Below are 24821 nucleotides of genomic sequence, written 5' to 3' on the forward strand. Positions count from 1 at the left end.
TTAATTATTATGTATTCAGCAATGGTGTTTTACCTATATCTTATTGATCAGGCGCAGGTTCCTTGCGAGGGCTGCGCTGTTTTTTTACAAAAAATACATAGAACAGAATACCGAATATAGGAGGCTGGTGAATATGTGATGTCATGGGATGAAATTAGAAACGAATGGGAAACTAGCAAAATTGCATTGAAAGATTTAGCTGCAAAATATGATGTGAAACTAGGTACTTTGAAAAGCAGAAAAAGTCGTGAAGGTTGGTCGAGGGATTCAAACAAAAAAGATGCAACTAAAACAAAAAAGGTTGCAACCTCGGATAAAAGAGGTGCTCCTAGGAAAAGGAGTGGAAATCCTAATCCAAAAAACCAATTCACGAAACGGAACGCAGCAGCAGTCACTCATGGGTTGTTTGCTAAGTATCTACCAGAAGAAACATTGGATATAGTTAATAGCATGGATTCCATTTCACCAATAGAAATCCTGTGGATGAATATCAAGATGCAGTTTGCTTCTATCATGAGAGCACAGCAGATTATGTTCGTTGAAGATAAATACGATACCACAGAGGTAGAGAAGAAAACCGCCAGTGGTGACGGATTCGAATCAACCGAATACGAAATACAATTCGCTTGGGATAAACAGGCGAATTTTTTAAATTCTCAAAGCCGAGCCATGGGGGAGTTAAGAAGTTTGCTTAAGCAGTTTAGGGATATGGCTTACGAGGACGACATAAGGCTGCTGGAAGTAGAGAAAATGCAAGTCACTATTGATAAAGCAAAAGCTGAAACAGCCAAAATAAAAGGTGATGATGGTACCGAATATGAAGATGATGGCTTTATGGATGCAATAAAATCAACAACAAGCATATGGGATGATGACGATGAGTAAGAAGCCGGCGCTGTTCAAATTCAAACCATTCTCTAAAAAGCAGTTGAAGGTCCTTAACTGGTGGACAGAAGATTCTCCACATAAAGATAAAGACGGAATCATTTGTGATGGTTCTGTTCGTTCCGGAAAAACAGTAGTTATGTCATTATCTTATGTCATGTGGGGCATGGAAACCTTTGAAGATGAAAATATCGGAATGGCAGGAAAAACCATTGGTTCTTTTCGTCGTAATGTGGTGAAGCCTTTAAAACGGATGTTGCGGTCTCGGAAATATAAAGTTAAAGATCATCGCGCTGACAACATGTTGGAAGTGACTAAAAACGGCACAACCAATTATTTCTATGTATTTGGTGGTAAGGACGAAGGTTCTCAAGACCTTATTCAAGGGATTACACTGGCTGGAATGCTGTTTGATGAAGTAGCTTTAATGCCTGAATCATTTGTCAATCAAGCCACAGCTCGTTGTTCTGTGGATGGTTCAAAATTGTGGTTCAACTGTAACCCGGAAGGTCCACATCATTGGTTTAAAACAGAGTACCTGGATAATTTAGAAGAAAAGAACATGTTGCATCTGCATTTCACGATGGATGACAACCTTTCGTTATCTGGGAGGATTAAAGAACGATATAGACGCATGTACAGCGGCATATTCTATCAGCGCTTCATTTTGGGACTTTGGGTCTTAGCACAAGGCGTTATTTATGACATGTTTAATAAAGATAAGCATGTTGTTCCGACAGAACAAAGGCGATATTCAAAATATTATGTGTCGATTGACTACGGCACACAGAACCCGACAACCTTTGGTTTGTGGGGTTTTTATCGTGATACATGGTATAAGGTCAAAGAGTACCATTACAGCGGGCGAGAGCAGTCAAAACAAAAGACAGACCAAGAATATTTAGAGGATTTGCAAGACTTTATAAAAGATATTCGCACAAGTGGAATTATCGTGGACCCGTCAGCTGCATCATTTATCGCATTGCTAAAAAAGAATCGATTTTATGTGATTCCAGCTAAAAATGATGTGCTGGATGGTATTCGTAATGTAGCTACCGCATTAAACGACGGATTGATTAAATATAACGATTGCTGCGAAGAAACATTCAGAGAGTTTTCTTCTTACGTTTGGGATGAAAAAGCTGCTAAACGCGGCGAAGATAAACCTGTAAAGGCTAATGACCATTGTTTAGATTCTGACCGCTATTTTGTAAACACTATAATTTTCGCTCCAAAAGCAGGAATCAGCGGTGCTAGCGCATGGTAAAGGAGGGATTCAATGACAATAGACTGGAAAGAGTTTAACGAAAAAGTTGTAACGAAAACGCATGGGAAAGTACACTTCTATCGTGATTTATACGAAGGCAATCACTCACAGTTATTTTCCCGGGCAAAGCGATTGATTGAAAAAGGCGAGATTGTAGATGAAATCATATATGGTACCAAGGAAAGTCAAAATGTACAGACGCCATATATTGTAGCGAATGTATCGAAATTAATACCCGAAATCCCTGCCATGCTTGTTAGCCGTTCGATAGGCAATATACAGACTTCTTTGTCTTCCGATGATTATGATTCAGAGGATGACAACAGAGCAGAGGATGAAAATTACGATAATCTCACGACGCAGCAGGAAGCTATCCGAGATATAGAATCAAACTCACACCTTGAATTTGAGCATTGGGGGAACATCGTACAGCAACAAGTAGATGGCGGACTGGTTGGCGTTCCTTGGTTAGATGACAAAGGATTACGATTGGAATTTAAAGCCCGCGATGTTTATTATCCCCATCCGGATGGAATGGGCGTAGATTTAGCATACACCGTCGAGATTGACGAGGAAGACTATTTACAGGTATACCGGGAACGACTGGAAAACGGCGGACTGAGAGCAACGCATATGCTTTTTAGCTGCAATCAATCCGGAAAGACTGAGCCACTGGAAGAAGATGAAACGAAAGAATTGCTGCATATGGATGAACTTGAAACCTTTTACGAAAATCGTGAGAGGTTTTTTATTGTGTACTGGCCAAACGAAAAGACGTTTATGAATCCTCTGGGTGTCAGTTGCCTTAAGAACCAGGAAGGTAAGCAAGATGAAATCAATTGGACTTTGACAAGGAACGGAATCACCTTTGAACGCAACGGAAAGCCAAGAATTGCTGTTACTCAAGACATCATGAGAGAGCTTCAAGATAAAGCGATGCAACGTTATGGTGATGATGCAAAAATTGATCATAGAGATTTAGAAATGACTACATTTGATGACAATGGAAAAGCCATGGAAATCATTCAGATTGATATCACGAAAATTGGTGATGTGACTTGGGTTAAAGACTTAATGAAACTCATGCTCATGGAAACGAAGACATCTGAAAAGGCTGTTGATTATTACATGGACGGCTCTAATTCAGCGCAATCCGGTGTGGCAAAGTTTTACGATTTATTCACTTCATTGCTAAAAGCTGAACAGTTGCAGAGTGAATACATTTATTTTCTAAAGCAATTGCTTGAATCGGCACTATGGCTAGGGAATCAAGTGGAGCCGAATATTATGATTGAGCAACCAGAAATTCAGCTGAAAGCTATGATTCCTATTTCTCGTAAAGAATTGATTGAGGAAAACAACATGGCTTATACACAAGGTGCGCAATCGCTTGAAACAACGATTCGCAGGAATAACCCTAACGCATCCGAAGAGTGGATACAGGAGGAATTGGCCAGAGTTGAGGAAGATAAATCGAATGATGATTCTAATTCTCTCATGAGAGGTCGACAAACGCTTAATAACTTTATGGATAACCGAATGGGAGAAGAAGAGGAAGGTGACGGTGAAGAATAATGAATGAAGATAAACTCTTAAAATATGCCCGTGACATATCCTTAAACATCTTGGAAAGAATATCTGCAACTGATTTAACAAAGGAAAAGCAGGCCGAGAAGTTATTGAGTGAGATTGGTCATATTCTAGACCAATACAGCTTGCAAGTAGATGAAGTGTTGCCGGAATCTGTTGTCAATCATTATTTTAATGGTGTAGATGGTGCAACAAGTGCCTTGAAAGACATCATGGATGAACCAAGACCAATAAGCCGCATTATCCATCAAGAAGCCGTAGAGAAGATAAGTGACGACACATTGATGGACATGCATGCAGCGATTCGGACTGCTAAAGCTAATGCTATTTCTACTGTCTCTAACGCTTTAGAAAACGTGCAGGGTGATTTAGCTAAAGGTCTTCTCAAGGGTGAGCCGAGGAAGGTTATGCAGCAGCATGTTGCCAAGTCGTTTGAGGCAGAGGGGTTGACGGCAATGATAACCAAGGACAACCGCAAATTGCCGATTGACTTCTATTCTATGACGATAACTCGTTCCAAAATGAAAACCGCTCAAATCGAAGGTGCTGTTCAAAGGTACAAAGAGAATGACCAAGACTTGGTACAAATCATTGAGAATGATGATTCGTGCGAAGTTTGTGCCGCACATAGAGGGGTGGTGGTTAGTCTTTCGGGTGAAACGGCTGGATACAAAAGCGCTGACGAAGTGCAACTTCCGCCATTTCACCCGAACTAGCTAGAACTGCAGAGGCTCTATAGCTCCGTTCGCTGAATCATTCAAGACCGAAAAGGAAATAAACGACGCAAAAGAGAATTCCATGAACTTTGACCCAGAGGAGGACCCGCGAACGCCGGAACAAAAGAAAGCCTACGAGAAAGAACAAGATGCAAGAAGGCGTGCGAATGCAGAGAAACAGCAGTATGCGCGTTTTAAAGGCGTATTAGGCGATGATGCTCCTAAAAATCTGGGCGCTTTTAGACGTATGAAACGCCAAAATACCGTTAAATTCCAAGAAATGCAGTCGGAGTATCGGAGTTTGGCACAGCGGATTAGTGGAGGTGGTTAAATGGATAATGAGTTTGCAATAGAAGATAATGAATATATATTAATAAGTTCGTCATTCGATATGTCACAGCATAAAAAATCATTAGATGAATCTGGTATCAAATACAAATGTGCAGAAGACCCTATATTAGAAGATGAATGTCTGTTAGTAGAAATTAATTCGCTGGAAGATTTATTCGAATTAGGAGATGCGGTCGAGGAACAATTAGTTTTATTAAACGATGTAAGGATAGAAATATATGATTCATATAGGGAGTGAGACGTGATGTCTAAAATAATCAATATCATTGATAAAGGAACCAGAGAATTGATTGTTTCAATATCCGATGATGACATTATATTAAAAGATGGCTATGAAGTAATTGAAACAGATGATGAATAAAGGAGGGTTCACATGAAAATAGTAATTGACCGAATCAACTTTCACAACGAGGAAGTTTATGCTGATGGAAACTGCACTGGCATTCTCTCTCTTTATGTAGAAATTGATTATAACGCAAACGTCGGAAATGAGTGGTTGCAGGGGACTTTGGAGAAAATCCCTTATGATAATTACATCAAGCTCACTCACGATGAATTGATAAAAGAAATTGAATTACGATTGAAATAATAAGCACCTAGCAGAAAGCGTTAGGTGCTTTTATTGTGAGGTGATTTCCATTACTAGAAAAAGACCTATTAGATATCATATTTGGCAAATAATGCATCATCCAGATGGCGATGAAACTCATTTCAAAATTCGTAAAGGATTATCGAGAGCAAAAGCAGTTAAATTTATTGGATACCGGGACCGAGTTGGAAGCGATAGGTATTCTTTTAAAATGAGCATCGAAAGAAAATTCGGTTATCAATCAGAGAAAGACATGATTAGAAAACGTAAATCACGTCCTAACCCTGACTAGGACATTAAATATAAACGGCAGGATTGACCTAAGCAAGTCATTAAAAGGCTTTTTTATTATGCAATAAATCGCCCGCACAGCGTTACCGTGCTAATCCATCGAGGTCATACTCGTAAAAATTATGTAGGAGGATAAAAATGCAAAGAGAATTTTTAAAAGAACTCGGATTAGAAGATGAAGCAATCGATAAAATCATGGCTGAACACGGGAAGGCGGTAAACACAACGAAAGAAGACCTGTCCAGTGCACAGACAGAGCGAGATACGTTGAAAGAACAATTGTCTGAACGTGATACACAGCTGGAAGATTTACGAGGGAAAGCGCAGGGCAACGAGGATTTGCAAGCTACCATTGATTCTCTCAAGGAAGCTAACACGCAAGCCAAAGAATCCTATGAAAAGCAACTGAAAGAACAGAAGTTTAATTATGAGTTGGACAGGGAGCTTATGACTGCACAAGCAAGAAACCCTGTTGCTGTTCGAGCATTGCTTGACACCGAGGTAATTAAACTTGATGAAGATGGCAAAATCAAAGGATTATCAGAGCAATTGGATGGCTTGAAAGAAAGCGACAGCTATCTCTTTACGAGCGAGGAAGGAACACCACCTTCAAGCTCTAATTTTAATCCTGGTTCAAAGCAAAAAATGAATACCCCTAAAGATGTTGACCCTTACGATGCAGGGCGTCAAAAAGCATTAGAACGACACAAAAAGGAGGAAGAATAAATGAATTTACAACCACACTACCAAAAGATTTTTGGGCAAAAAGAATTCTTGCGTAACAACGTCGGAACGGAATATAAAACAGGCGGCGCTACTTTAGATGCAAATGCATTTGAAGAAGTAGCGGAAAACGGTTATATCAAAGCTGGTACTGCCACTTATCTTGGAGAAGATGGCTTTTATGTACCGTGGGAAGACCCGTCTACAGATGAAGATGGAAATACCGAAACTCGTGAAGGTGCTGGATTAACATCTCATGATATTAAACTTGTCAAAGGCACTAAACCTATCGTTGGTGTGCTTGTGGCAGGACACCCATTAGAACGCAAATGTACAGCTGTCACAGAAGGGTTTAAAGCAGAAGTAAAAGGATATCTGCGCTTTGATGCGTAAGAAGGACAAGGAGGAATAATACATGCCATTACATTTAAATGAATTTCAACAACCACAATTAACCGGATACGTGCAGAACGTACCGCCAACACGAGAATATTTGCTTGCTAGCTTCATGCCGGAAGAATCTGTTTATGATATTAATTTTGCTTATAATGTTATCAACGGAAGATATGCCCAAGCGGCATCTATCACAGGGTGGAATGCTAGTGCTCCATTACGTGATACAGCTGAACAAGAGCGTGCATTTGGTCAAGTAGCTAAATTACAGCATGGTTTCAGGTTAGATGAAACGCAATTGCTGCAATACAACCGCCCACGCGCAGAACAAGAAGCGAACGCAGTAATCGAAGGGATTTATACTTCTACTGATGAATTGTCTCAAGGCGTAGATGACATTAAAGAGTATTTACGTGCTCAAGCTATCTATAACGGAGAACTTGTGTATGATGATGATGAAAACAATATCCATCTAAACATTGATTTCGGTATGCCTGGAGAGAATAAACTTACAGCTACTACTCAATGGAGCGATGAAGGTTCGACGCCATTAACCGATATTCAAGCAGCGGTGAAGCAATTCAAAGAAACCAACCAAAAACAGAAGCCTGTGGTAATGCATATCACCAGTGCTACGGAAGCACACCTTTTAAATAATGAGCAAATTCGTACACAAATTTATGGAACAGATAATGGGAATCGTTTGTTAACTAAAACAGATATCCAAAATGTGTTTAGTGCATTGAGTTTGCCACCTTATCAAGTAAATGATGATGTTATTGTTATTGATGATGAGGAAGTGCAGTTGTTAGATGATAACAAAGTAGTTTTTCTAGGTTCTGGTTTAGGTAAAACTATGATCGGTCCAACTTATGAGAATAATTACTCACCAGGTAAATATGCAAAACCATCTATTAAAGAGAATCCACCAGAACAATCCGTTATTGTTGGTGAAACAGCATTTCCTGCATTAAAACGTAAAAAAGCAATCGTAACGATGAGCGTCTAAAGCAGACGCTCTTTTAATTTATAAAAAGGAGGACACACCATGCCAAAATATACAGCAAATGCTTATTTGTCGCATCAAGGCAAGATTGTTAAACCTGGAACAGAAGTCGAGCTGACAGCAAAACAAGCTGATTTTCTCGGCGATAAAGTAACCGCAGTTAAAAAGCCTGCTGCTAAAACAGCCGCAAAAGCTGATGAAAAGGAAGAAGAACAAAAAGAAACGAAGTGATCGCATGATTACAAATGAATCTATTAAAGCGTATATCAATAAAATGCCAGGAAACGATGACTTTTTAGCGCTTGTAGATGATGAACAAGATAAAATCATCTTTTCATCTCACGAATTGCTCAAAGACCACTATAAAGAGAAGGATATAACCGATAGAGCAGTCGCTCTGCAAGTCCTATTCTCCATTGAAGGGGAAGATGAGGAATACGCCAAACTCAAACGACACGGCATCACATCGTACTCTGTGAAAGGTGTTTCTGTCACGTTTGAAGGTGGAGAAATTGCAGCATCTGTTATCGCTATTTTAGGGAAACCGAGAACCGGTGGCGCAAAGGTAGGTAGATTGATATGAAACCACCTATGCGGCAAGAAGTGTGGTTTGAGTTTCCTGTGTTAGATACTGATGGAAATCCTATCACAGACAGATATGGCAAACCTAAAACCGAGAAAAGAAAATCAAAAGCCCGGGTGCAGTTCAAGGCGAATATCGTAAAAGATGCCAAAGGCGAGGAAAGACGTACTTCCGTCGAAGTTGATTTGCCGACGTCGTTTAATCCAACAGTAGGAGCTGGCTATGAATACACCGATATCAGCGGAAACACTACCACAGGAGCGCTTATCTCTAAAGATGAAGCTATTAATCTAGCAGGTACGAAAGTCTACTATAGGACGGTGTATTGCGATGGCTAAAGATAATGTGCAGATTGTATGGGAAGGTTTAAAAGAATTTTCGGAGGAACTTGGCAAGATGGACAAGTTACTGGAAAAGAATCTATTCGCCGCCATGAAAGAATATCTCAAATTGGTAGAGGAAGGCGCGAAAGCACTATCTCCGAGAGATGAAGGTGATTTAGAAGATTCTATCCAGTTTACGAATCCGAAAATGGAAGGTTTTAAAGTTGTTTCGGAGGGAGGCTCTAATCTCGATTATGCATTGAGACGGCATGAGCAACCTTATTCGTCCGGAACATGGAGCAAATACGATAACGGTGCTCTAATTGAAGGATATTACACTGACGGTCGCGGACAACGCACTTGGAGCAAAGGTAGTTGGCGTGGTGAACAACCAGGACGGAAATACCTTGAAAGAGCCATCCAATTAACCGAAGATGACTTTGAAAAAATCATGGCGAGAGCGCTTGAAAAAACGTTGGGAGGGAAGTAGTTGATTCAATATCATTTAATGAAAAAGTTACAGCTTATACTTCCTGACCTGGAGTGGACAGTAGATTATAAAACCGCCAACGACAACACAGGAACCGTTTATTACGAGGGTGGCGGGTCACCGGGTATATATGATGTACCAATCAGACACCCGCGCTATATGGTCTATGTATCGTCATCTGATTGGGGTTATGCAGAGTATGCGGCTCAGACTGTGCATGACACATTGCACAAAATATTTAACGAGCCGGTAACAGTTGAATTTATGAAAAACGGAAACGTGGTAGCTACCAAAAGTTATCGCGTTTTTTTAATTAAATCAGCGTCGGAGCCACTGCCGTTAGGTGTTGAGCACGACAAGATGGACTACAGCGTCAATTTTGATGTGACGTTAGTTGAAAATAAGGAGGAATTATAGATGGCCGAAAAAAAAGAAATTGTTTTTGGGATAGCCGATATCACAATAGGCGAAGGTGAAGATCAGATTTCATTTGATGGAAAAAACTATCTGCAAGCAGAAGGTGGCACCTTAGAACTGACGCCTACTTATGCCGAGATTACGGTAGCAGACGCAGGAGAAACGATTATCGAAAGACGGTTGAATGGATGGGAAGGTTCTGTGACTATTTCTGCAGCAGAGGAAGATGTCGATATCCTTGAAGTTGCACTTGCTTCAACAGAACGAATTACAAATACAGATGGCGGCGCAGACGGTGCGATGGACGCAAAAATAGGTTCCAAGCCAAAAGGAAGAAAAGTTCGTGTGCACCCTCGTCATCTTCCGGAAAGCGTCCAAGACATGGATTGGGTTATTTACAATATGGCGGCTACAGAAGGATTTAGTCGTGAATACGGAGCAGAACAAGGAAACATCGAGATTACTTTGACAATGATGCCAAGAGAAGGGTTTGACTTTTCTGAGCCAGGAAATTTCTTTTATCGGGGTAGTGTTGACCCGAATGCTGATGACAGTGGTGGAAGTGATGGCGGCGGGGAAGATTCCCCAAACTAATAAACGGCATTCAACATCCAGGGTTAGCAAACTTTTTCGGTTGAGTGTCGGTAACAAGGAGGTAAACAATGCCAAAAGAAGATAAAGAAGTGTTATATACCGAAGTCTACGGCAACAAAGTAGCTTTGCCACAGTATTACGATGCTGGCGGTAATCCGGTGGCTATTTCAACGGACAATCCATTGCCGGTAGCGATGCAGGGTGGAGCTGACGGGAAGTCAGCCTATGAAATTGCAGTTGATAACGGATTTGAAGGTACAGAAGAAGAGTGGTTGGAATCACTCAAAGGTCCAAAAGGAGACCAAGGTGAACCTGGACAAGATGGGGCGCCCGGAAGTGATGGAGAAGACGGCACAGATGGCGCCAGTGTAACTGGTGCAACATCTGATGGCACAAACATCACATTCGAATTATCCAACGGAGAAACAATCGATATTCTGTGGCCAGATCAAAACACAGAAGAGTAAGGGATTTTCCCTGCTCTTCTTTTATTTATTAGGAGGTTGAAGCAATGAAAGTAAATTTAAAGATTAAAAACGACAACACCGTAGAGACCGTGCCTCACGAAGTGGAATCAATCAATATATTCCAGTTTCAGAAAGCACTAAAAGCAATTAAAAATATTCTCGGTATTGTCAATGAGGATGAAGCCTTGAAACAAACCTTTAACGACATGTTTGCTAGAGAAAATGATGACCAAGAAATATCTCCGCAATATGTTATCTCGCGTGCAGCAGGAGCATTTGAAGCTGTGTTACTCGAAATCCCGGATGAAGGGTTCGATTTGCTAGCAACACTGTCCGGAATCGAGAAGAAAACACTCATGGAGCAAAAAGTAGAGGATGTATTTGATATTTATGACGCAGTCCTTGAGGTAAATGACATTGAAAAAATCGTTGAACGAGCAAAAAAGTCTTTCGCCGCCACGAAGTCAGCGACGAAGTTTATGAGGAAACGAGTGGAAGCGACGGCACAGAAACAAGCATAGCTGAGGCTTTTATTTTTAAACTGGGCAAATCGTTAGGCGGCAGAAAAGAAGTTGTCGATAGCCCAGTTGATGAAATACTCAAGTTTATGGACATGGCACTCGAAGAAGATGAGGCTGAGGCAGAGCATGAGCGAGCGAAAATGTATATCCATTATCTAGCTAACGTCTTTGCTCATCCACAACAAGGCAAAAATTCCAAGTTTGAGCAAAATCGGAAAGAATTTGAAAAGATGCTAAAACCACAGAAACAAGAAAGAAGAGAAACCAACAAGACATACGAGTGGGATTTTGATCCGCAAGAATTAATAGAGCAACACAATACTTAAAAAGAAGGGAGGTTGAGCGATGGCGACGGTTAAGGAGTTAAAAGCCAAGTTTGAAGGTACGACGAAAGGCATACAATCATCTATTTCCAGCGTTGAAAAGCAAGTAGAAGATTTGGATAAAAAGACAAAAGATGCCACCAAGTCCATGAGCCAGAAGTTTACCGATTTTGGAGATAGTCTGAAAAGCAAGGGAAAAACCATGTTTAAAGGCGTTACTGTACCTTTAATGGCTTTGGGCGGTGCGGCGTTTACTGCGGCTTATGATATGGATAAAGCGTACAATAATATCATTGTCGGTACTGGTGCTACAGGTGATGCACTTGAAGGCCTAAAAGATACGATGAAAAATGTCATGAAAGAAGTTCCTAACAGCGCTGATGAGGTGTCTAATGCTATATCCAATATAAATACCATTACAGGCGCCACTGGCGGAACGCTGGAAGATTTGACAACCAAAGTATTAGATGCAAGTCGGATGCTTGGAGAAGATGGCGTAGCTAACTCTATGGCTTTTTCCAAGGCGTTAGAACAGTTTCAGATTCCCGCGGAAGACGGAGTGGGAGAGCTGGAAAATTTATTTAAAATGACACAGGATTACGGCATTGGCCTAGGTGATTTAACTGGATATCTAACTAAATTCGGTCCAGTCATGAGCAATGCCGGATTTTCTATGGGTGAAACTGCTGCATTTATGTCGCAACTAGAGGCAAACGGCATCCAAGTTACACGTGTTATGCCTGGTTTAAACCAAGGTTTCCGTAAATGGGCAGAAGAAGGCAAGGATGTCCGTAAAGAATTTGATAATGTTATCACGAAAATGCAAGGAGCCAGTACAGAGTCAGAGGCTTTAAATATCGCATCAAAGGCATTCGGCGCAGAAGGAGCGCAACGAATCACGACAGCTGTACGTAATGGCACCATCCCTAGTTTAGATGGTCTAGGCGATGTTTTAGAAGGAAACGAAGGTCTTATCGACAGCACGAATGAGCGCACTAAAACAATGGGTGAGCGCATGATGGAAATGAAAAACCGCGTGCAAGTTGCTGTCGAACCAATGGGGCGCATCCTTATGGATTTTGCTGAATCTATCATGCCGAAAGTAGAACAAGCCATTGAGAAACTAGCAAACTGGTTTGGCTCCATATCCGAAAAAACTCAAAAATGGATGGTCATCCTTGGTATGATGGCCGCGGCCATAGGTCCTGTACTTATGGTGTTGGGGACGTTCGCTGGATGGATTGGAAATTTAATTAAGCTTTTCGCTCCATTTATCAACGTTATTAAAAATGCCGGCGGGATAGTTTCGTTTCTTGGCGGTATTATCAAAACAATAGCAAGTAGGTTTTCATTCTTGCTAGGACCGATAGGATTAGTCATAGGGATTATTACGACATTAGCTAGTATCTTTACATTGGCTTATAAAAAATCGGAAACATTTAGAAATGGCGTAAATGAAATCATTGATGCGGTCAAAATTGCCTTTGGAAACATTGAGGAATTTGTTGAAGGCATAAAAGGACTGTTTCAAGATGACGGACAATCCGGAAGAGATATATTGGCCAGTCTCGGGTTTTCGGAAGGATTCATTTCGACCGTAGATGATATCGCTTTGAAGTTAGCAAGATTCCGGAACTTTATTTCCGATTTCATCGATGGCATCAAAGGTTTGTTCCAGGATGACGGTCAAGAAGGTCGAGACATATTAAGCAATTTAGGTATATCAGACAAAACGATTGCTCTTTTTGACGACATTGCTGTTAAACTCGTTCAATTCCGAGAGGATGTAAAGGCGCTAATTGGTGATGTAGTCAATTTCTTTAAAGAAAAATTCGCTGAGTTAAAAGCATTTTGGGACCAAAACGGAGCGCAAATCCTCCAGTCATTTAAAAATGTGTTTAACGGAATTATGGCGGTTGTTAATCCGATCGTAAACGGTATCGTAGCGGTAATTAAGTGGGCTTTCCCGTATATTAAAACGATAATCGGCACGGCGCTCAAATTAGCCCTTTCGCTTGTTAAGCAAATCTGGTCGAATATCCAAGGCGTGATTAACGGAGCCCTAGATGTGATTATGGGACTGGTTAAAACTTTTTCCAGTTTATTTACAGGTGATTGGTCTGGAATGTGGGATGGAATCAAACAGGTTCTATCCGGAGCAGTCCAATTTATCTGGAATTTTATTCAGTTATCCTTCTTCGGTCGAATCCTTAAAGGTGGATTAGCGTTCATAAAAAGCTTTGCTGGGTTCTTCAGCTCGATGTGGCAAGGAATCCGTAATACTTTTTCTACGGTCATAAAATGGATAGCAAATTTTGTGAAAAACAGCTTTAATAATATTAAAAATACGATAGATACCATTACAACAGGTACTCGAAACATAATTTCCAAAATATGGAATGCAATACTATCGTTTTTTAGTAAAATTATCAGCTCTATCGTTAATTTTATAAAAAATCGTTTTAATTCCATGCGCGATACTGTCAACTCTATTACTTCGAGGATACGTGACATAATTTCTAAAATATGGAATTTTATTTGGGGCAAAATTTTCAAGCCGATTATAACGAGTATTTATAATTTTATACGCGACCGCTTTACTTCGGCACGAAATACAATTTCTAGCATTTTTGAAAAAATTAAAAGCATAGCCAAGTCAGCCTGGAATAAAGTCAAAGATTTCATTATCAATCCGATAAAATCCGGCGTCAAGTGGGCAATTGATCGATTTAATAGTTTCAAAGATAGCGTATCCGATATTTTTAAAACTGTCCGTGACAATGTGTCTGAATGGGTAGGAAAAATGATTCAAAATGTCAAAGACATGCCCGGAAAAATGAAAGATGGACTTGTCAAAATGGCTCATAAAGTAAAAGAAGGGGTCAAAGATTTAGGTCAAAAAATGCTTGATGGCATTGGCGGAGGCGTTAATGGCGTCATTGGCGGTGTCAATTGGGTACTGGATAAATTGCAAGTTCCCGAGGATAAACATTTAAAAGAATGGCCGGTTCCAGAACTTGCTCATGGTACAAAAGGACATCCAGGAGGTCCGGCAGTGGTTGAGTTACACAGCCACGCTGTCAAGAAATTGGCAGCATAAATAAGTGGGTGAATTCAGAGGAACCCTAAGGAATTGAATGGTTATATACCATTTTATAACCATTCAATTCTAAGGAAACTCTGAGCCAAGCGGTAGGAATCAATTCAATTGTACTACCGAAGGTGCAACGACTAGAAGGTGAGGATATTGAAACCAATAATCCTTCCACGAGCGCCCGCCACCTAAACAAGTTAAGTTGTAGGTGAAGATATAGTCTGGACTATGCGGAAACGTATAGAAGTAAAGGTTAAATTCCTTTACGATAACAAATCGTGGAGACGGAACCGGCAACAACGCTGGTCCAGAATTAATTTCAGAACCAAATGGAAAACAATATTTATCTCCTGGCAGTCCAACACTGACAAACTTGCCTAAAGGAACCGAAGTTATTCCTGCAAAGAAAACACGGGAACTATTATCGAATGTCCCTGCTTATGCTAAAGGAATATTCGGAAGTGCCTGGGACGGCGTAAAATCCGGCGCAAGTTATGCGTGGGACAAAACAAAACAAGGTGCTGGATATGTCAAAGATGGCGCTGTAACTGCAGGTAAAAAAGTAGCTGAGTGGACCGGGAACGTATGGGATTACGTAAAAGAGCCTGGGAAATTGCTCAATATCGCTCTTGAAAAAGTTGGAGCAAGCATTCCTGATGGCGTCGGGACAATGGCTGAAATGGCAAAAGGTGCATTTACTACTGTTAAGGATAAGGCTGTCGATTTTGTTAAGGAAAAACTGAAAATGGGAAGCCCTGACGCTCCTAATGCTTCTGCCGGAGCGACTGGATGGCGACCTAATATTATGCAAGCAGCTGCTAAGATGGGCGAGTCTGTATCAAGCGCAGAAGTTCAAGGCATCATCGCCCAAATCCAGCGCGAATCCAACGGAAATGAAAAGATTATACAGTCATCTGCTGTGTGGGATGTCAATATGGCTAATAATAACCCAGCGCGTGGATTATTGCAGTATATACCGCAGACGTTTAGTGCTTATAAAGTTCCTGGGCACGGAAACATCCTTAATGGAAATCATCAGTTGATGGCATTCTTCAACAACCGAAACTGGCGCTCTGACCTGCCTTACGGTAAATCTGGGTGGGGTCCATCAGGTGGTCGTAAATACAAGCGCGGAACAAACTACGTTCCCGAAGATGGTCCAGCGTATCTGCATAAGGGCGAGGCTGTTATCCCTGCTGAATACAACCAGTCATCAAAAGGCAAGGATATAATAGGCTTAATCGGTAAGCGATTAGGATTATCCGAAGACACCTTGCTAAACTATCATGAGGGCGTTGTAGGCGAGTTTTCACTCGTGCAAGAATTATTGCGGATTCAGATACAGGAAATCATCAACCAGAATCCATTCCTGCAACGTATGGTTGATGGTGTTAGAAGAACAAAAGAAACACTCTCTAATCAGATCGCGGAAGCTAAACAAGGCATCCAAACTGGTATGAACAGAAATAAAAATGAGCTATCCCAGCAAGAACAAGCCAATGCTGATAAATCGCTTAAACGCATCAATAAAGCGGAGGAATCCATATCTAGTGATGTCGATAAAGAATCAAACAGACTTGCTCAAAATATTGGTAAAAAAGCCGGAGAAATCATATCCGATGTTACGAAATCCGTAAACACTATGGGTACCCGGATTGAAAAAGCAACCGGACAGGCTATAAATAAGCTGGAAACAAAGATTGAATCGGTAGAGAAAAAAGCTGATAAGGCGCAAAGTTCAGCCAATAAAGCGCAGAAATCTTCCAAATCCAAAAGTAAGTCAAGTGGCATTAAAGGTCGAGTTAATAGCCTTATCCAGCAAGGTGGTTCAGCTGCCAAGAAGTACTTTGGTGCCATTGAAGAAGACGGAGACTGGATGAATGACTGGTCTACTCATATCGGCAGCAAAAAGCAACAAAAGCCATATCTGTTAGCTGGATATGATTATGCTAAATCACTTGGTTTTAGAGAAGGTAAGAGTGCTCAAAAACATTTAAACCGCATTAAAGGATATGCCGATGGTGGCATTGTAGACATGAAACAACTTGCTTGGATTGCAGAAGGTGGTTGGGCTGAATCAATCATCAGTCACGATCCAGCTAAGAGAATAAGTCAAAAAGCTATCTGGGAGCGAACAGGAGATATGCTAGGGTTTAGTGATGCAAAAGGAAATAGTGAAGTATTATCTAAACTTGAGAGAATAGCTAAATCAGTTGAAAATAGCCCAGAGTCGCAGTTATTACAAAAACTAATCAAAGTAACAAAAGAAGGAAAAGTGATATCAGTTAATGGTAACGAATTAGCAGAGGTGATGTATGGACCTTTTAAAGAGAAGGAGGCACTTGATGGATTGGGGAGGTATTTTGATTGAATCATTTAAAACGATATGATCAAGCAATATTTTATAATGAAAATATGCAAAAAATAAATACGAAGGATCTGGTATTCTCGAATTTGAGAATGCCTTCGATTCCTTTTGAAAACCAATGGAGCGGCGGAGAGGATGGCATCGCTCCTGTTTTTGTCGGCGCTAACTATCAGCAAAGACCAATCACGTTGGATGTCAAGATGTTCTCCGTAGACGTTCCTGATTATTATTTATTACAAAGTGAAATGTTTTCTATTTTTGGTTACAATACACCTTTTTATATCGTTAAAAAATATGAAAAAGGAAAAAGATACAGAGCGATTTTAGATTCTAATTTTGAAATAGAGAGAATAGATCCAATGTACGGTACAGCTGAGTTAACATTTATAACAGAATCGTTACCATTCGCTGAATCTACAGGAACAACACAAGATATCCAACGAGATGGAATCAACGCAAACAGTGAATTGTGGGGTTTCGGTATGGGATTACAATCAGACCCATTCGCTCTACAATACACTTTCGATGTTAACGAAGAAGAAGGTTTTCGAGTATTTAACGCCGGGAATGTGCCTATCCATCCTTTTGAGAAAGATTTCAAAATGACAATTAAAAATATAGTGAACGCCAGGGGAATGGTGCAAATAAGAAACCAACGTAACATGGACTACATCAGAATTACAGATAACGATATAAAGTCATCAGATGTTTTTGTTTTCGATGGTGCTAATATAACTAAAAACGGATTGAATGCTTTAAGAAAGACAGACAGAACTTTTATTGGTTTAGAACCGGGATATAACCGATTTGAAATTTATCATTGTGACAGCGCAACATTAGAATTTGATTTTAGATACTATTATCGTTAGGGGGTAAATTAATGAAATTAAACAGAACAGAAGTTATTTGGGATAGAACTACCAGAAATGAACTAAACGAAAACTGGGATACTATTGAGGATGAGGTTAATGGCCTTGGGGAAAATGTATCTGTTGAAGTGTTAAATAGATTAACAGACAGAATTAAGGATTTGGCTGATACCGCAATGGTAAATGAAGCTCTAAATGGAGATTTCTCAGAAGGAACAGAGGGTCTGTTTGCTTGGGCGGCATATAGTGGAACTAGTATTAGAGGTCAAAATGGCAAATTAATTATGACTGGAGACGGCGCAAATAGACAAGTGAGAGTCCGTCAAAGTAATGGATACGGGCTTTCAGAAATGTCTTATACAGAAGGACACAAGCTTTATATACAAGGAGATTTTAAAGTGCTAGCTAGCGGATCTACTGGAGTAGGTTTTGAGTTTTACGGAAGTGAAGTTACTGGTACTATACATTCCGTAGTTCAAAATGTGCCAGAAGCTAATAAGGATTACAAAGTTAGTGATATCGTCGAGTTAAAAGGCGGAGCAGGTAAAATGATTATCCAGATTAAAACATTTTTTGCTTCAGCTCCAGAAGCAAATGGTAAATCAACTGAAGTTGATAAAATCCTTGTACTTGATTTGACTAAAATTTTCGGAGCGGGTAACGAGCCATCAAACGAAGAAATGGACTATCTCATGAGTTATTATGATTATAATTGGTTTGATATGGCTGGAGCAGGTAAAATGGCTCTTGCTGGGTTTAAGCTATCAATGGAAAATAGGTCCCAAGACGATACGGAATTAAATATCATAAACGATGTACAAAACGGCAATTTCGAAACTGCTAATAGTTGGTTAGCTTTATCGGGAACAACCATATCAGCAAGTGACAACGCTTTGTATCTGATCGGAACAGGGTCTAATAATTTGGTTCGTGCATATCAGATTACGGATATACCCTATAGATTAGGGGATAAAATTTATGTTCGTGGTGAGTTCGAGGTAGACAATGACGAATGTAAAATGGCGGGATTTTATTTGCGTAGCAGTGGAGTAGCGGCTACGAACGAAACGTTCTTCAGGAAAACAGCTCCCAGAAGAAATGAGCTTTTTGAAATGAGCGGGATAATGGATGTGTGGGATGGAGATGGGGCCGGATCTATATCCGTTTATTTAAGGGCGGATTACACAGATAGCGCATCTGCAAGAGATAATAAATTATCAGTACGAAAGGTAATCGCCGTTAACTTGACAGAGGCTTTCGGAGCGGGTAACGAGCCGACTGACAGAGAAGAGTTTGACAAATTAATTAGACGTTACCCTGACCGATTTTTTGATTACAAACCTAAATCAGGTAAATGGCAAATCGCTTTGACTAATTACCAGGTATCAAATCTCAGAAAACCAAAAGTACCACTTATCGCTTTTACAATCGATGATGGCAACTTAACTGACTATATCACAGCCTATCCTTTGTTTAATCAAAAAGGAATAAAAGGAACGTCTTATCTCGTAAATAAATGGGTAGATTCTAACGATAACCGATTTTTGAACAGAGATATGATACACGAAATGTATGAAAACGGTTGGGATTTTCAGTGTCACACAGCAAATCATAACCATTTTACAGATTATGCAACTGATCAAGAAATACGAAATGAATTTATCATCAACAACCAATCGTTTGCAGATTTAAGTCTGCCGCATCCTGAACACCACGCTTATCCATTTGGAGATTATAATAGAAGAGTTATTGATATTGGATTGCAATATAGAAAGTCGTTGAGAGCAACAGGTATGACAAGTGGCATCGGTTATAATGAGTATGATAGGCCGAACTATGGAGCGTTAAATGCCAGATCTATAGATATAGGTGCATCTGAAATAAGTCGTTTAACAGAGATTAAAAATGTTATTGATGAAACAGTGAAAAATAACGGGGCGTTGATTCTTTATATGCATCAGGTTAAAGATAATCCGGACGACCAATACCAGGCTCAATTAAGTGTAGTTACTGAAATTATTGATTATGCACTAACTTATATTAACAGTGGGAAATTGCAATCTGTTACGCATTCAGAGTTGTTTGAAACAATAAATAACTATCAAATCTGACAAAATAACATTATAATCTTCCTTTTCTGAATATAAATGATATACTTGTGGTAAATACCGGTAAAAAGGGGGGATTATTTGAAAGCAGAAAAAATCAATAAGTATATCGAATACGGAACTACGAAATTGAAGGTTTTGTACAAAGAGAAGCGATTTAAGAGTGAGGGGTATACTATTAAATATATGCTGGAGAAAAACGATAGCGACAGTTTGATAGTAGTGTTGAGTGGTATTCCGAGACAAGGTTTAAAAGCGAGGTATAATTACGGAAGAACATTAAGCAAAATAAAAGCTAATAAACTGTTTATACTTGATGATTTCGGATATGATCAACGCGGAGCTTGGTATTTAGGTAAGAACAAGGATTTTAAAATCAAAGAGGCAACACACAAATTAATTAAAAAGGTAAAAAAAGATTTAAACATTGAAAACACGATTTATTGCGGAAGTAGCAAAGGTGGATACAATGCTCTTATGTTTGGTTTGGAAGATAAAGGGTCTACAATCATCGCAGGTGGTCCGCAATATTATTTAGGTGAACGATTAACAAACGGAGTCTACCCTACGTACACCTTACCTTACATTATGGGAGAAAATTATAATGATGAAGATATACAAGTGTTAAATGATTTATTGCCTAATATTGTGAAAAAATCAAAAGAAAATGATTGTAAAATCTTCCTACATTATTCTGACCAAGAATACATGTATGACACACATGTCAGATATCTGGTTAAGGACTTGCATGATAACGAAATAAATTTTGTTGAAGATGTGCATAAATACAAAAAACATGCTGAGATAGCATATCATTTTCCTAAGTTTTTAGTTAAATCATTAAATAAGATTTTAAGTTAATTGGACTAATATTATATTCTTTTTAAGAAGCAGAGGATATATTTCTTTGCTTCTTTTTCATGTCAGGAGGTGAAAACTATTGCATGTCATCGATTTAGAAGGAAATGAATATGCATTGCAGGCAACTTCTACAAATGAAGGGGAGCTAAACGGAAATCAGTCTTTTTCCTGTACAATCCTTCCAACAAAGGTTAATAAATTGTTCATAGAGGACATCGCTCAAATGTGGAATGTGGTTGATCATGATGACGTTGAGCATAAAATAGTATATTCCAGAAAAAAAGGAGAGGGAAAAAGCCTAACAGTAGATATTAAGGCGATTCCTCTCTTTTTTGATGCACTCGATGGATTAAGAGATGAATATGATCTCAATGAACATTTGACAGCTGAAAGAGCATTCAATCATATTTTTGAAGGTACTGGTTTTGGATTCATACTTAATGGAACTTTCCCGGCCGTTCAATGGGAAGGCTTCGGAAAAGGCGGCGATGAAACAAAGTTACAAACCTTCACTCGTGCATTAAACAGATATAAAGCAGAATTTCGTATCGTCGGCAGAACCATTTATCTTGAAAACCAGATTGGGCGAGACACGCAATTTATGTACCGATATAGGCTGAATGCTAGTAATATTGTGCAGGAGATTGATGCTGCAGCATATTACACTTATGCCAAGGGATATGGTGATTATGAAGACAGTGAAGAAGGCGGATGGGAAAACGCAAAATTAAAACGGATTTATAAATCACCGTTAGCTGATATTCCAGGCATAGGAATAAAGCATGCACCACCTCTTAAAGATGGACGAAGAACTGACGGTGATGCACTATATAATGATTTAAAAACGATTGTTGATGAATCGTTAAAAGTCAGTGTGAGTGCAGATATTCATGATTTAAGTAAACAGGGTTATCCTGTAGCTCAATCAGAATTGGGTGATAGAGTATTTTTAATTGATGAACGTATCCAACTGGATGACGAAGTGCGTGTTATTTTCCAATCAGTAACCCGGAACTGGAAAGGCGAAATCATTAACATTAATATTACCTTTGGAACTGAAGGTATCGCCAAAAGATATCAAGCCGGCATTCAGTCTGCTACCAGAAATATTCAGGAATTACTAGAGGGTAAGATACAGCTCCCTTACAGCGTGTTAGATGATGCAGTTAAAAACGCAACAAGACTAATCCAAAATGCCAATACTGAATTACAATTCCCGAATAGCGGGGGGATTTTAGCAGTAGACCCGGATAATCCGAATTATCTCGTTTCACTAACATCAAGAGGGCTGGGAGTAAGTTCTGACGGTGGAGCAACCTTCCCTGATGCTATAACCGGTCTTGGTATTAATGCAAGTGTCGTTACCACCGGGTCTATGTTGGCTGATAGAATCGCCGGAGGTATCTTAGCAAGCCTTAACGGACGTACAGTTTTTGATTTAAATAATGGTTTGTTAACGATGGAAAACACTGAATTTCGATTAGGAAGTGGAGCTATAATTAATTTCAGGGACAGAGGTAATAAGCTGCAATTCATGGATTCGAATATGGATAGCACAAGACGATATTCGGGATTGGGAGTTGGTTTAGGAGTTGATGATTACCCATATCCAATGACTTACATCGGGACATCAGAAGGTGGAGAAAGACTCGATGCTTTACTGGAGTCCTTTACTGGTTTTATAGCTCACAGTCATAAATCTCTACAAGAAGGCGCTCATAACTCCATAATAGGAAGAAATCTACTGTTAAGAGAAGGAACGTCATACACTAGAGCTTTAAGGATGAATTTAACCGGAAACAACCCGACATTACAACCTCTTAACACAGATCAACATAGCTATCGATTGGGTGTAGAAAACAATCGTTGGGCTGATGTTTGGGCGTGGAATTATCACGGAAACATGGCACAGACTTCTACTCATGCTGCAAAAATGGGAATTGAAGAAGTCGATGACAGAAAAGCTTTTGATCATTTCGAGATGATGGATATTAAATCATGGCTATATCAAGAGGATGATTATGCGAATAAGTTTAACCGCAGGGTCGGTCCTATCATGGAACAACTAGATCCGGTGCTTGAAAATCTATACAAATCTTCACCAGACGAATTGGATTTTAATAGTAATTTCTTTTTACTTGTCCAAGCTGTGAAATATAAATGGGAAGAATTTAATGAAAGATTGGAGTTGTTAGAAAATGGAACAGAAACAGCCTAACAAAGATTATATTAATCAGTCACTCGTAAACCAGTTGGCCGAATCGAATATGAAAATTGCCGAAAGGGATGCATTGATTACGGAACAGTATCAAGAAATCGAAGAATTGAATGAGGAACTGGATGAATTAAAGGGGCAGCAGATTAATGAAATGGATAAGGATGCAGAGAAACCAAAGAAAAAACAGGAGGGTTAATATGCCAGAATTAGAAAGTACTAATCGAAATACAGTGATGTACGAAGATGGAACATTAGAGATGAAAGAGGCAAATTTTAAATATGCGGTCTCAGAATGTCCTTTTACAATTGGAACTGATGAAGCGGAGGTTCAAATGATCAAGAAGGGGATGACCCTCCTTGATTTTAATAAATAGATTTCACTACGAACTCGATCGAATGAACAGTTCTTGCTTTTCTAACGATTTGCCCGTTGGTACCATAAACAACTATATCAGAATCTACGTCCATTGCTTTTTCGAGTTTATTGAACATATCACTGTTAAACTCGTTTGGTAAGATGGGCATACTAGCTGTTGAACCATCTTTGAAGTGTACTATTGTCTCGTATTCCATATGTATTCACCTCCTTCCGAATTATTATATTCGACAGATGTGGATAATTTCCTTTTAAATTTGTAAATTAAAACATATTTTTTAGAAGGATTTTACTATATTTTGTCGAATATTATTATAAAAGACCGAAAGGAGGGATTATGTGGATACTCAATTGTTATTTAGTGATGGGAATTTATCAGGTTATTCAGTAATTCCAGATGGACCAACTTATAAATTGTTATTAAACAAAGATAACGTAACTTTATTAGATTTAAATATCACAATTGCTTCTATTGCAGATATCTCTACTGGAGTTAATGAAAATAACGTTTATGAATGGTTATGGGGAAAAGGTAATGACATTCTTGAAAATAATAACGATATAGAATATCCGATTAAAATCGTTGTTGATTCTAACTGTGTAAATAACGGGGAACTTACTGTTCCATGGAAAAATTTAATAGTAGAAAAACAACAATAAGGTAGATACAAGACATCTCATAACGAGGCGTCTTTTTTCATGCCTTGAAAGGTTGTGATATCAATAATAAAAGCCAAAAAGGCTTATTTTTATGGGGTTAGCGCTATGCTATCCTCTTTTTAATGTCTGATGTAGTAGGGGGTCAACCATGCCAGATAAAGAGGAGATGGGAGACATGGACGCTTGGAAAGAGAGAATGCAACAAGATGTCAGCGAATTAAAAAGCAATTACCATCTTATCAAAAAGGACGTAGAAGGCTTACAGAGAAACGATATACGACAAGATAGCCAAATAGAAAGTATGCAAAAAACACTGTCCGCTATCCAAGATGATACAAATTGGATAAGAAGAAAAATTACCGGAGCTATTATTACTGCCGTTATCACAGCGGTAGTAGGTGGCATTGTTGGAGTAGCTGTGTCACAAATTTGGGGAGGATGATTATATGAAAGAGAAATTAAAGAAAATCGATAACAAATGGGTGCGGTTAATAGTGTTTGTCATTGTAGCTGTTAACTCTGGATTTATGATGGCAGGATATGAATTACTACCATTCGACAACGATCAGATTGTAGTAGGTCTTTCCGTTGTGGCAATGGTGGTTAGTGAGCTATGGAACCATTGGAAAAATAACAGCTATACAAATTCGGCAAAGGTAGCAGACGGTATGTTGCGGGACGATAAACAAAATAAAAAGTTGAAATTCAAAGGGTAGCGTACAGCGTTACTCTTTTTAA

Annotated in this window: 31 protein-coding genes; 30 read left to right on the forward strand and 1 reads right to left on the reverse strand. The window is 39.3% G+C overall.

What is annotated here, in order from left to right; translation table 11 throughout:
• Positions 1-138: 138 nt before the first annotated feature.
• From terS to ACFQ19_RS11760, 27 genes are all read left to right on the forward strand, one after another.
• The gene (gene terS / locus ACFQ19_RS11630; protein WP_379592330.1) at positions 139-885 is read left to right on the forward strand and encodes a phage terminase small subunit; all 747 of its coding nucleotides are present in this window, start codon (positions 139-141) and stop codon (positions 883-885) included.
• Complete coding sequence (locus tag ACFQ19_RS11635; RefSeq protein WP_379592254.1) at positions 878-2152, forward strand: PBSX family phage terminase large subunit; 1275 nt, start codon at positions 878-880, stop codon at positions 2150-2152. Before terS ends, ACFQ19_RS11635 begins: the two co-directional genes overlap by 8 nt.
• Positions 2153-2164: 12 nt before the next feature.
• Positions 2165-3727, forward strand: a complete 1563-nt coding sequence (locus ACFQ19_RS11640) for a hypothetical protein (protein ID WP_379592255.1) — start codon at positions 2165-2167, stop codon at positions 3725-3727.
• Positions 3727-4458: a phage minor capsid protein gene (locus ACFQ19_RS11645; protein WP_379592256.1), complete on the forward strand. Its 732-nt coding sequence runs from the start codon at positions 3727-3729 to the stop codon at positions 4456-4458. Before ACFQ19_RS11640 ends, ACFQ19_RS11645 begins: the two co-directional genes overlap by 1 nt.
• 82 nt (positions 4459-4540) lie before the next feature.
• Positions 4541-4789: a hypothetical protein gene (locus tag ACFQ19_RS11650; RefSeq protein WP_379592257.1), complete on the forward strand. Its 249-nt coding sequence runs from the start codon at positions 4541-4543 to the stop codon at positions 4787-4789.
• Positions 4790-5047 (forward strand): hypothetical protein, encoded by a 258-nt coding sequence (locus ACFQ19_RS11655; RefSeq protein ID WP_379592258.1) that lies wholly within the window; start codon positions 4790-4792, stop codon positions 5045-5047.
• A gap of 135 nt (positions 5048-5182) precedes the next feature.
• Positions 5183-5398 (forward strand): hypothetical protein, encoded by a 216-nt coding sequence (locus tag ACFQ19_RS11660; protein ID WP_379592259.1) that lies wholly within the window; start codon positions 5183-5185, stop codon positions 5396-5398.
• A 429-nt stretch (positions 5399-5827) separates the two neighbouring features.
• On the forward strand, positions 5828-6415 hold the full coding sequence (locus tag ACFQ19_RS11665) for a phage scaffolding protein (RefSeq protein WP_379592260.1): 588 nt from the start codon (positions 5828-5830) through the stop codon (positions 6413-6415).
• Positions 6416-6805, forward strand: a complete 390-nt coding sequence (locus tag ACFQ19_RS11670; protein ID WP_379592261.1) for a hypothetical protein — start codon at positions 6416-6418, stop codon at positions 6803-6805.
• 22 nt (positions 6806-6827) lie between these two features.
• Positions 6828-7814, forward strand: a complete 987-nt coding sequence (locus ACFQ19_RS11675; protein ID WP_379592262.1) for a major capsid protein — start codon at positions 6828-6830, stop codon at positions 7812-7814.
• Positions 7815-7853: 39 nt separating this feature from the next.
• Entirely contained in the window at positions 7854-8042 is a 189-nt protein-coding gene (locus ACFQ19_RS11680) for a DUF7210 family protein (protein WP_379592263.1), read from the forward strand.
• 4 nt (positions 8043-8046) lie between these two features.
• Positions 8047-8394, forward strand: coding sequence for a hypothetical protein (locus ACFQ19_RS11685; RefSeq protein WP_379592264.1), 348 nt, complete (start codon positions 8047-8049; stop codon positions 8392-8394).
• Entirely contained in the window at positions 8391-8732 is a 342-nt protein-coding gene (locus ACFQ19_RS11690; protein WP_379592265.1) for a hypothetical protein, read from the forward strand. The genes ACFQ19_RS11685 and ACFQ19_RS11690 overlap by 4 nt, the downstream gene beginning before the upstream one ends.
• A complete protein-coding gene (locus ACFQ19_RS11695; RefSeq protein ID WP_379592266.1) occupies positions 8725-9207 on the forward strand; it encodes an HK97 gp10 family phage protein in 483 nt (160 codons plus the stop codon). The genes ACFQ19_RS11690 and ACFQ19_RS11695 overlap by 8 nt, the downstream gene beginning before the upstream one ends.
• Entirely contained in the window at positions 9208-9624 is a 417-nt protein-coding gene (locus ACFQ19_RS11700) for a hypothetical protein (protein ID WP_379592267.1), read from the forward strand.
• Positions 9625-10218, forward strand: coding sequence for a hypothetical protein (locus tag ACFQ19_RS11705; protein ID WP_379592268.1), 594 nt, complete (start codon positions 9625-9627; stop codon positions 10216-10218).
• Between the two features lie 68 nt (positions 10219-10286).
• The gene (locus tag ACFQ19_RS11710) at positions 10287-10685 is read left to right on the forward strand and encodes a hypothetical protein (RefSeq protein WP_379592269.1); all 399 of its coding nucleotides are present in this window, start codon (positions 10287-10289) and stop codon (positions 10683-10685) included.
• Positions 10686-10729: 44 nt separating this feature from the next.
• Positions 10730-11206, forward strand: coding sequence for a hypothetical protein (locus tag ACFQ19_RS11715; RefSeq protein WP_379592270.1), 477 nt, complete (start codon positions 10730-10732; stop codon positions 11204-11206).
• A gap of 92 nt (positions 11207-11298) precedes the next feature.
• Positions 11299-11532, forward strand: coding sequence for a hypothetical protein (locus ACFQ19_RS11720; RefSeq protein ID WP_379592271.1), 234 nt, complete (start codon positions 11299-11301; stop codon positions 11530-11532).
• Between the two features lie 19 nt (positions 11533-11551).
• On the forward strand, positions 11552-14629 hold the full coding sequence (locus tag ACFQ19_RS11725) for a phage tail tape measure protein (RefSeq protein WP_379592272.1): 3078 nt from the start codon (positions 11552-11554) through the stop codon (positions 14627-14629).
• Positions 14630-14996: 367 nt separating this feature from the next.
• Positions 14997-16994, forward strand: a complete 1998-nt coding sequence (locus ACFQ19_RS11730; protein ID WP_379592273.1) for a hypothetical protein — start codon at positions 14997-14999, stop codon at positions 16992-16994.
• Positions 16991-17860 carry a phage tail domain-containing protein gene (locus ACFQ19_RS11735; RefSeq protein WP_379592274.1) on the forward strand — a complete coding sequence of 290 codons (870 nt, stop codon included), beginning with the start codon at positions 16991-16993 and terminating at the stop codon, positions 17858-17860. Before ACFQ19_RS11730 ends, ACFQ19_RS11735 begins: the two co-directional genes overlap by 4 nt.
• A gap of 11 nt (positions 17861-17871) precedes the next feature.
• The gene (locus tag ACFQ19_RS11740) at positions 17872-19971 is read left to right on the forward strand and encodes a polysaccharide deacetylase family protein (RefSeq protein WP_379592275.1); all 2100 of its coding nucleotides are present in this window, start codon (positions 17872-17874) and stop codon (positions 19969-19971) included.
• A gap of 78 nt (positions 19972-20049) precedes the next feature.
• A complete protein-coding gene (locus tag ACFQ19_RS11745; protein ID WP_379592276.1) occupies positions 20050-20829 on the forward strand; it encodes a hypothetical protein in 780 nt (259 codons plus the stop codon).
• A gap of 79 nt (positions 20830-20908) precedes the next feature.
• Positions 20909-23047 carry a phage tail protein gene (locus ACFQ19_RS11750; RefSeq protein WP_379592277.1) on the forward strand — a complete coding sequence of 713 codons (2139 nt, stop codon included), beginning with the start codon at positions 20909-20911 and terminating at the stop codon, positions 23045-23047.
• Complete coding sequence (locus ACFQ19_RS11755; RefSeq protein ID WP_379592278.1) at positions 23028-23243, forward strand: hypothetical protein; 216 nt, start codon at positions 23028-23030, stop codon at positions 23241-23243. The genes ACFQ19_RS11750 and ACFQ19_RS11755 overlap by 20 nt, the downstream gene beginning before the upstream one ends.
• 1 nt (position 23244) lies before the next feature.
• Positions 23245-23421, forward strand: coding sequence for a hypothetical protein (locus tag ACFQ19_RS11760; protein ID WP_379592279.1), 177 nt, complete (start codon positions 23245-23247; stop codon positions 23419-23421).
• On the opposite strand, the gene ACFQ19_RS11765 is transcribed toward ACFQ19_RS11760, so the two are convergent.
• On the reverse strand, positions 23411-23620 hold the full coding sequence (locus ACFQ19_RS11765) for a hypothetical protein (protein ID WP_379592280.1): 210 nt from the start codon (positions 23618-23620) through the stop codon (positions 23411-23413). The two genes, ACFQ19_RS11760 and ACFQ19_RS11765, sit on opposite strands and share 11 nt — an antisense overlap.
• 142 nt (positions 23621-23762) lie before the next feature.
• Here ACFQ19_RS11765 and ACFQ19_RS11770 point away from each other — a divergent pair, with 142 nt between their 5' ends.
• The 3 genes from ACFQ19_RS11770 (at position 23763) to ACFQ19_RS11780 (ending at position 24799) form a co-directional block, all read left to right on the forward strand.
• Positions 23763-24083, forward strand: coding sequence for a hypothetical protein (locus ACFQ19_RS11770; protein WP_379592281.1), 321 nt, complete (start codon positions 23763-23765; stop codon positions 24081-24083).
• A gap of 148 nt (positions 24084-24231) precedes the next feature.
• Positions 24232-24525: a hemolysin XhlA family protein gene (locus ACFQ19_RS11775; protein ID WP_379592282.1), complete on the forward strand. Its 294-nt coding sequence runs from the start codon at positions 24232-24234 to the stop codon at positions 24523-24525.
• Between the two features lie 4 nt (positions 24526-24529).
• Complete coding sequence (locus ACFQ19_RS11780; protein ID WP_379592283.1) at positions 24530-24799, forward strand: phage holin; 270 nt, start codon at positions 24530-24532, stop codon at positions 24797-24799.
• Positions 24800-24821 lie beyond the last annotated feature (22 nt).

Origin of the sequence: Oceanobacillus locisalsi, from assembly GCF_042675985.1 — a bacterium.
Lineage (GTDB): Bacteria > Bacillota > Bacilli > Bacillales > Amphibacillaceae > Oceanobacillus > Oceanobacillus locisalsi.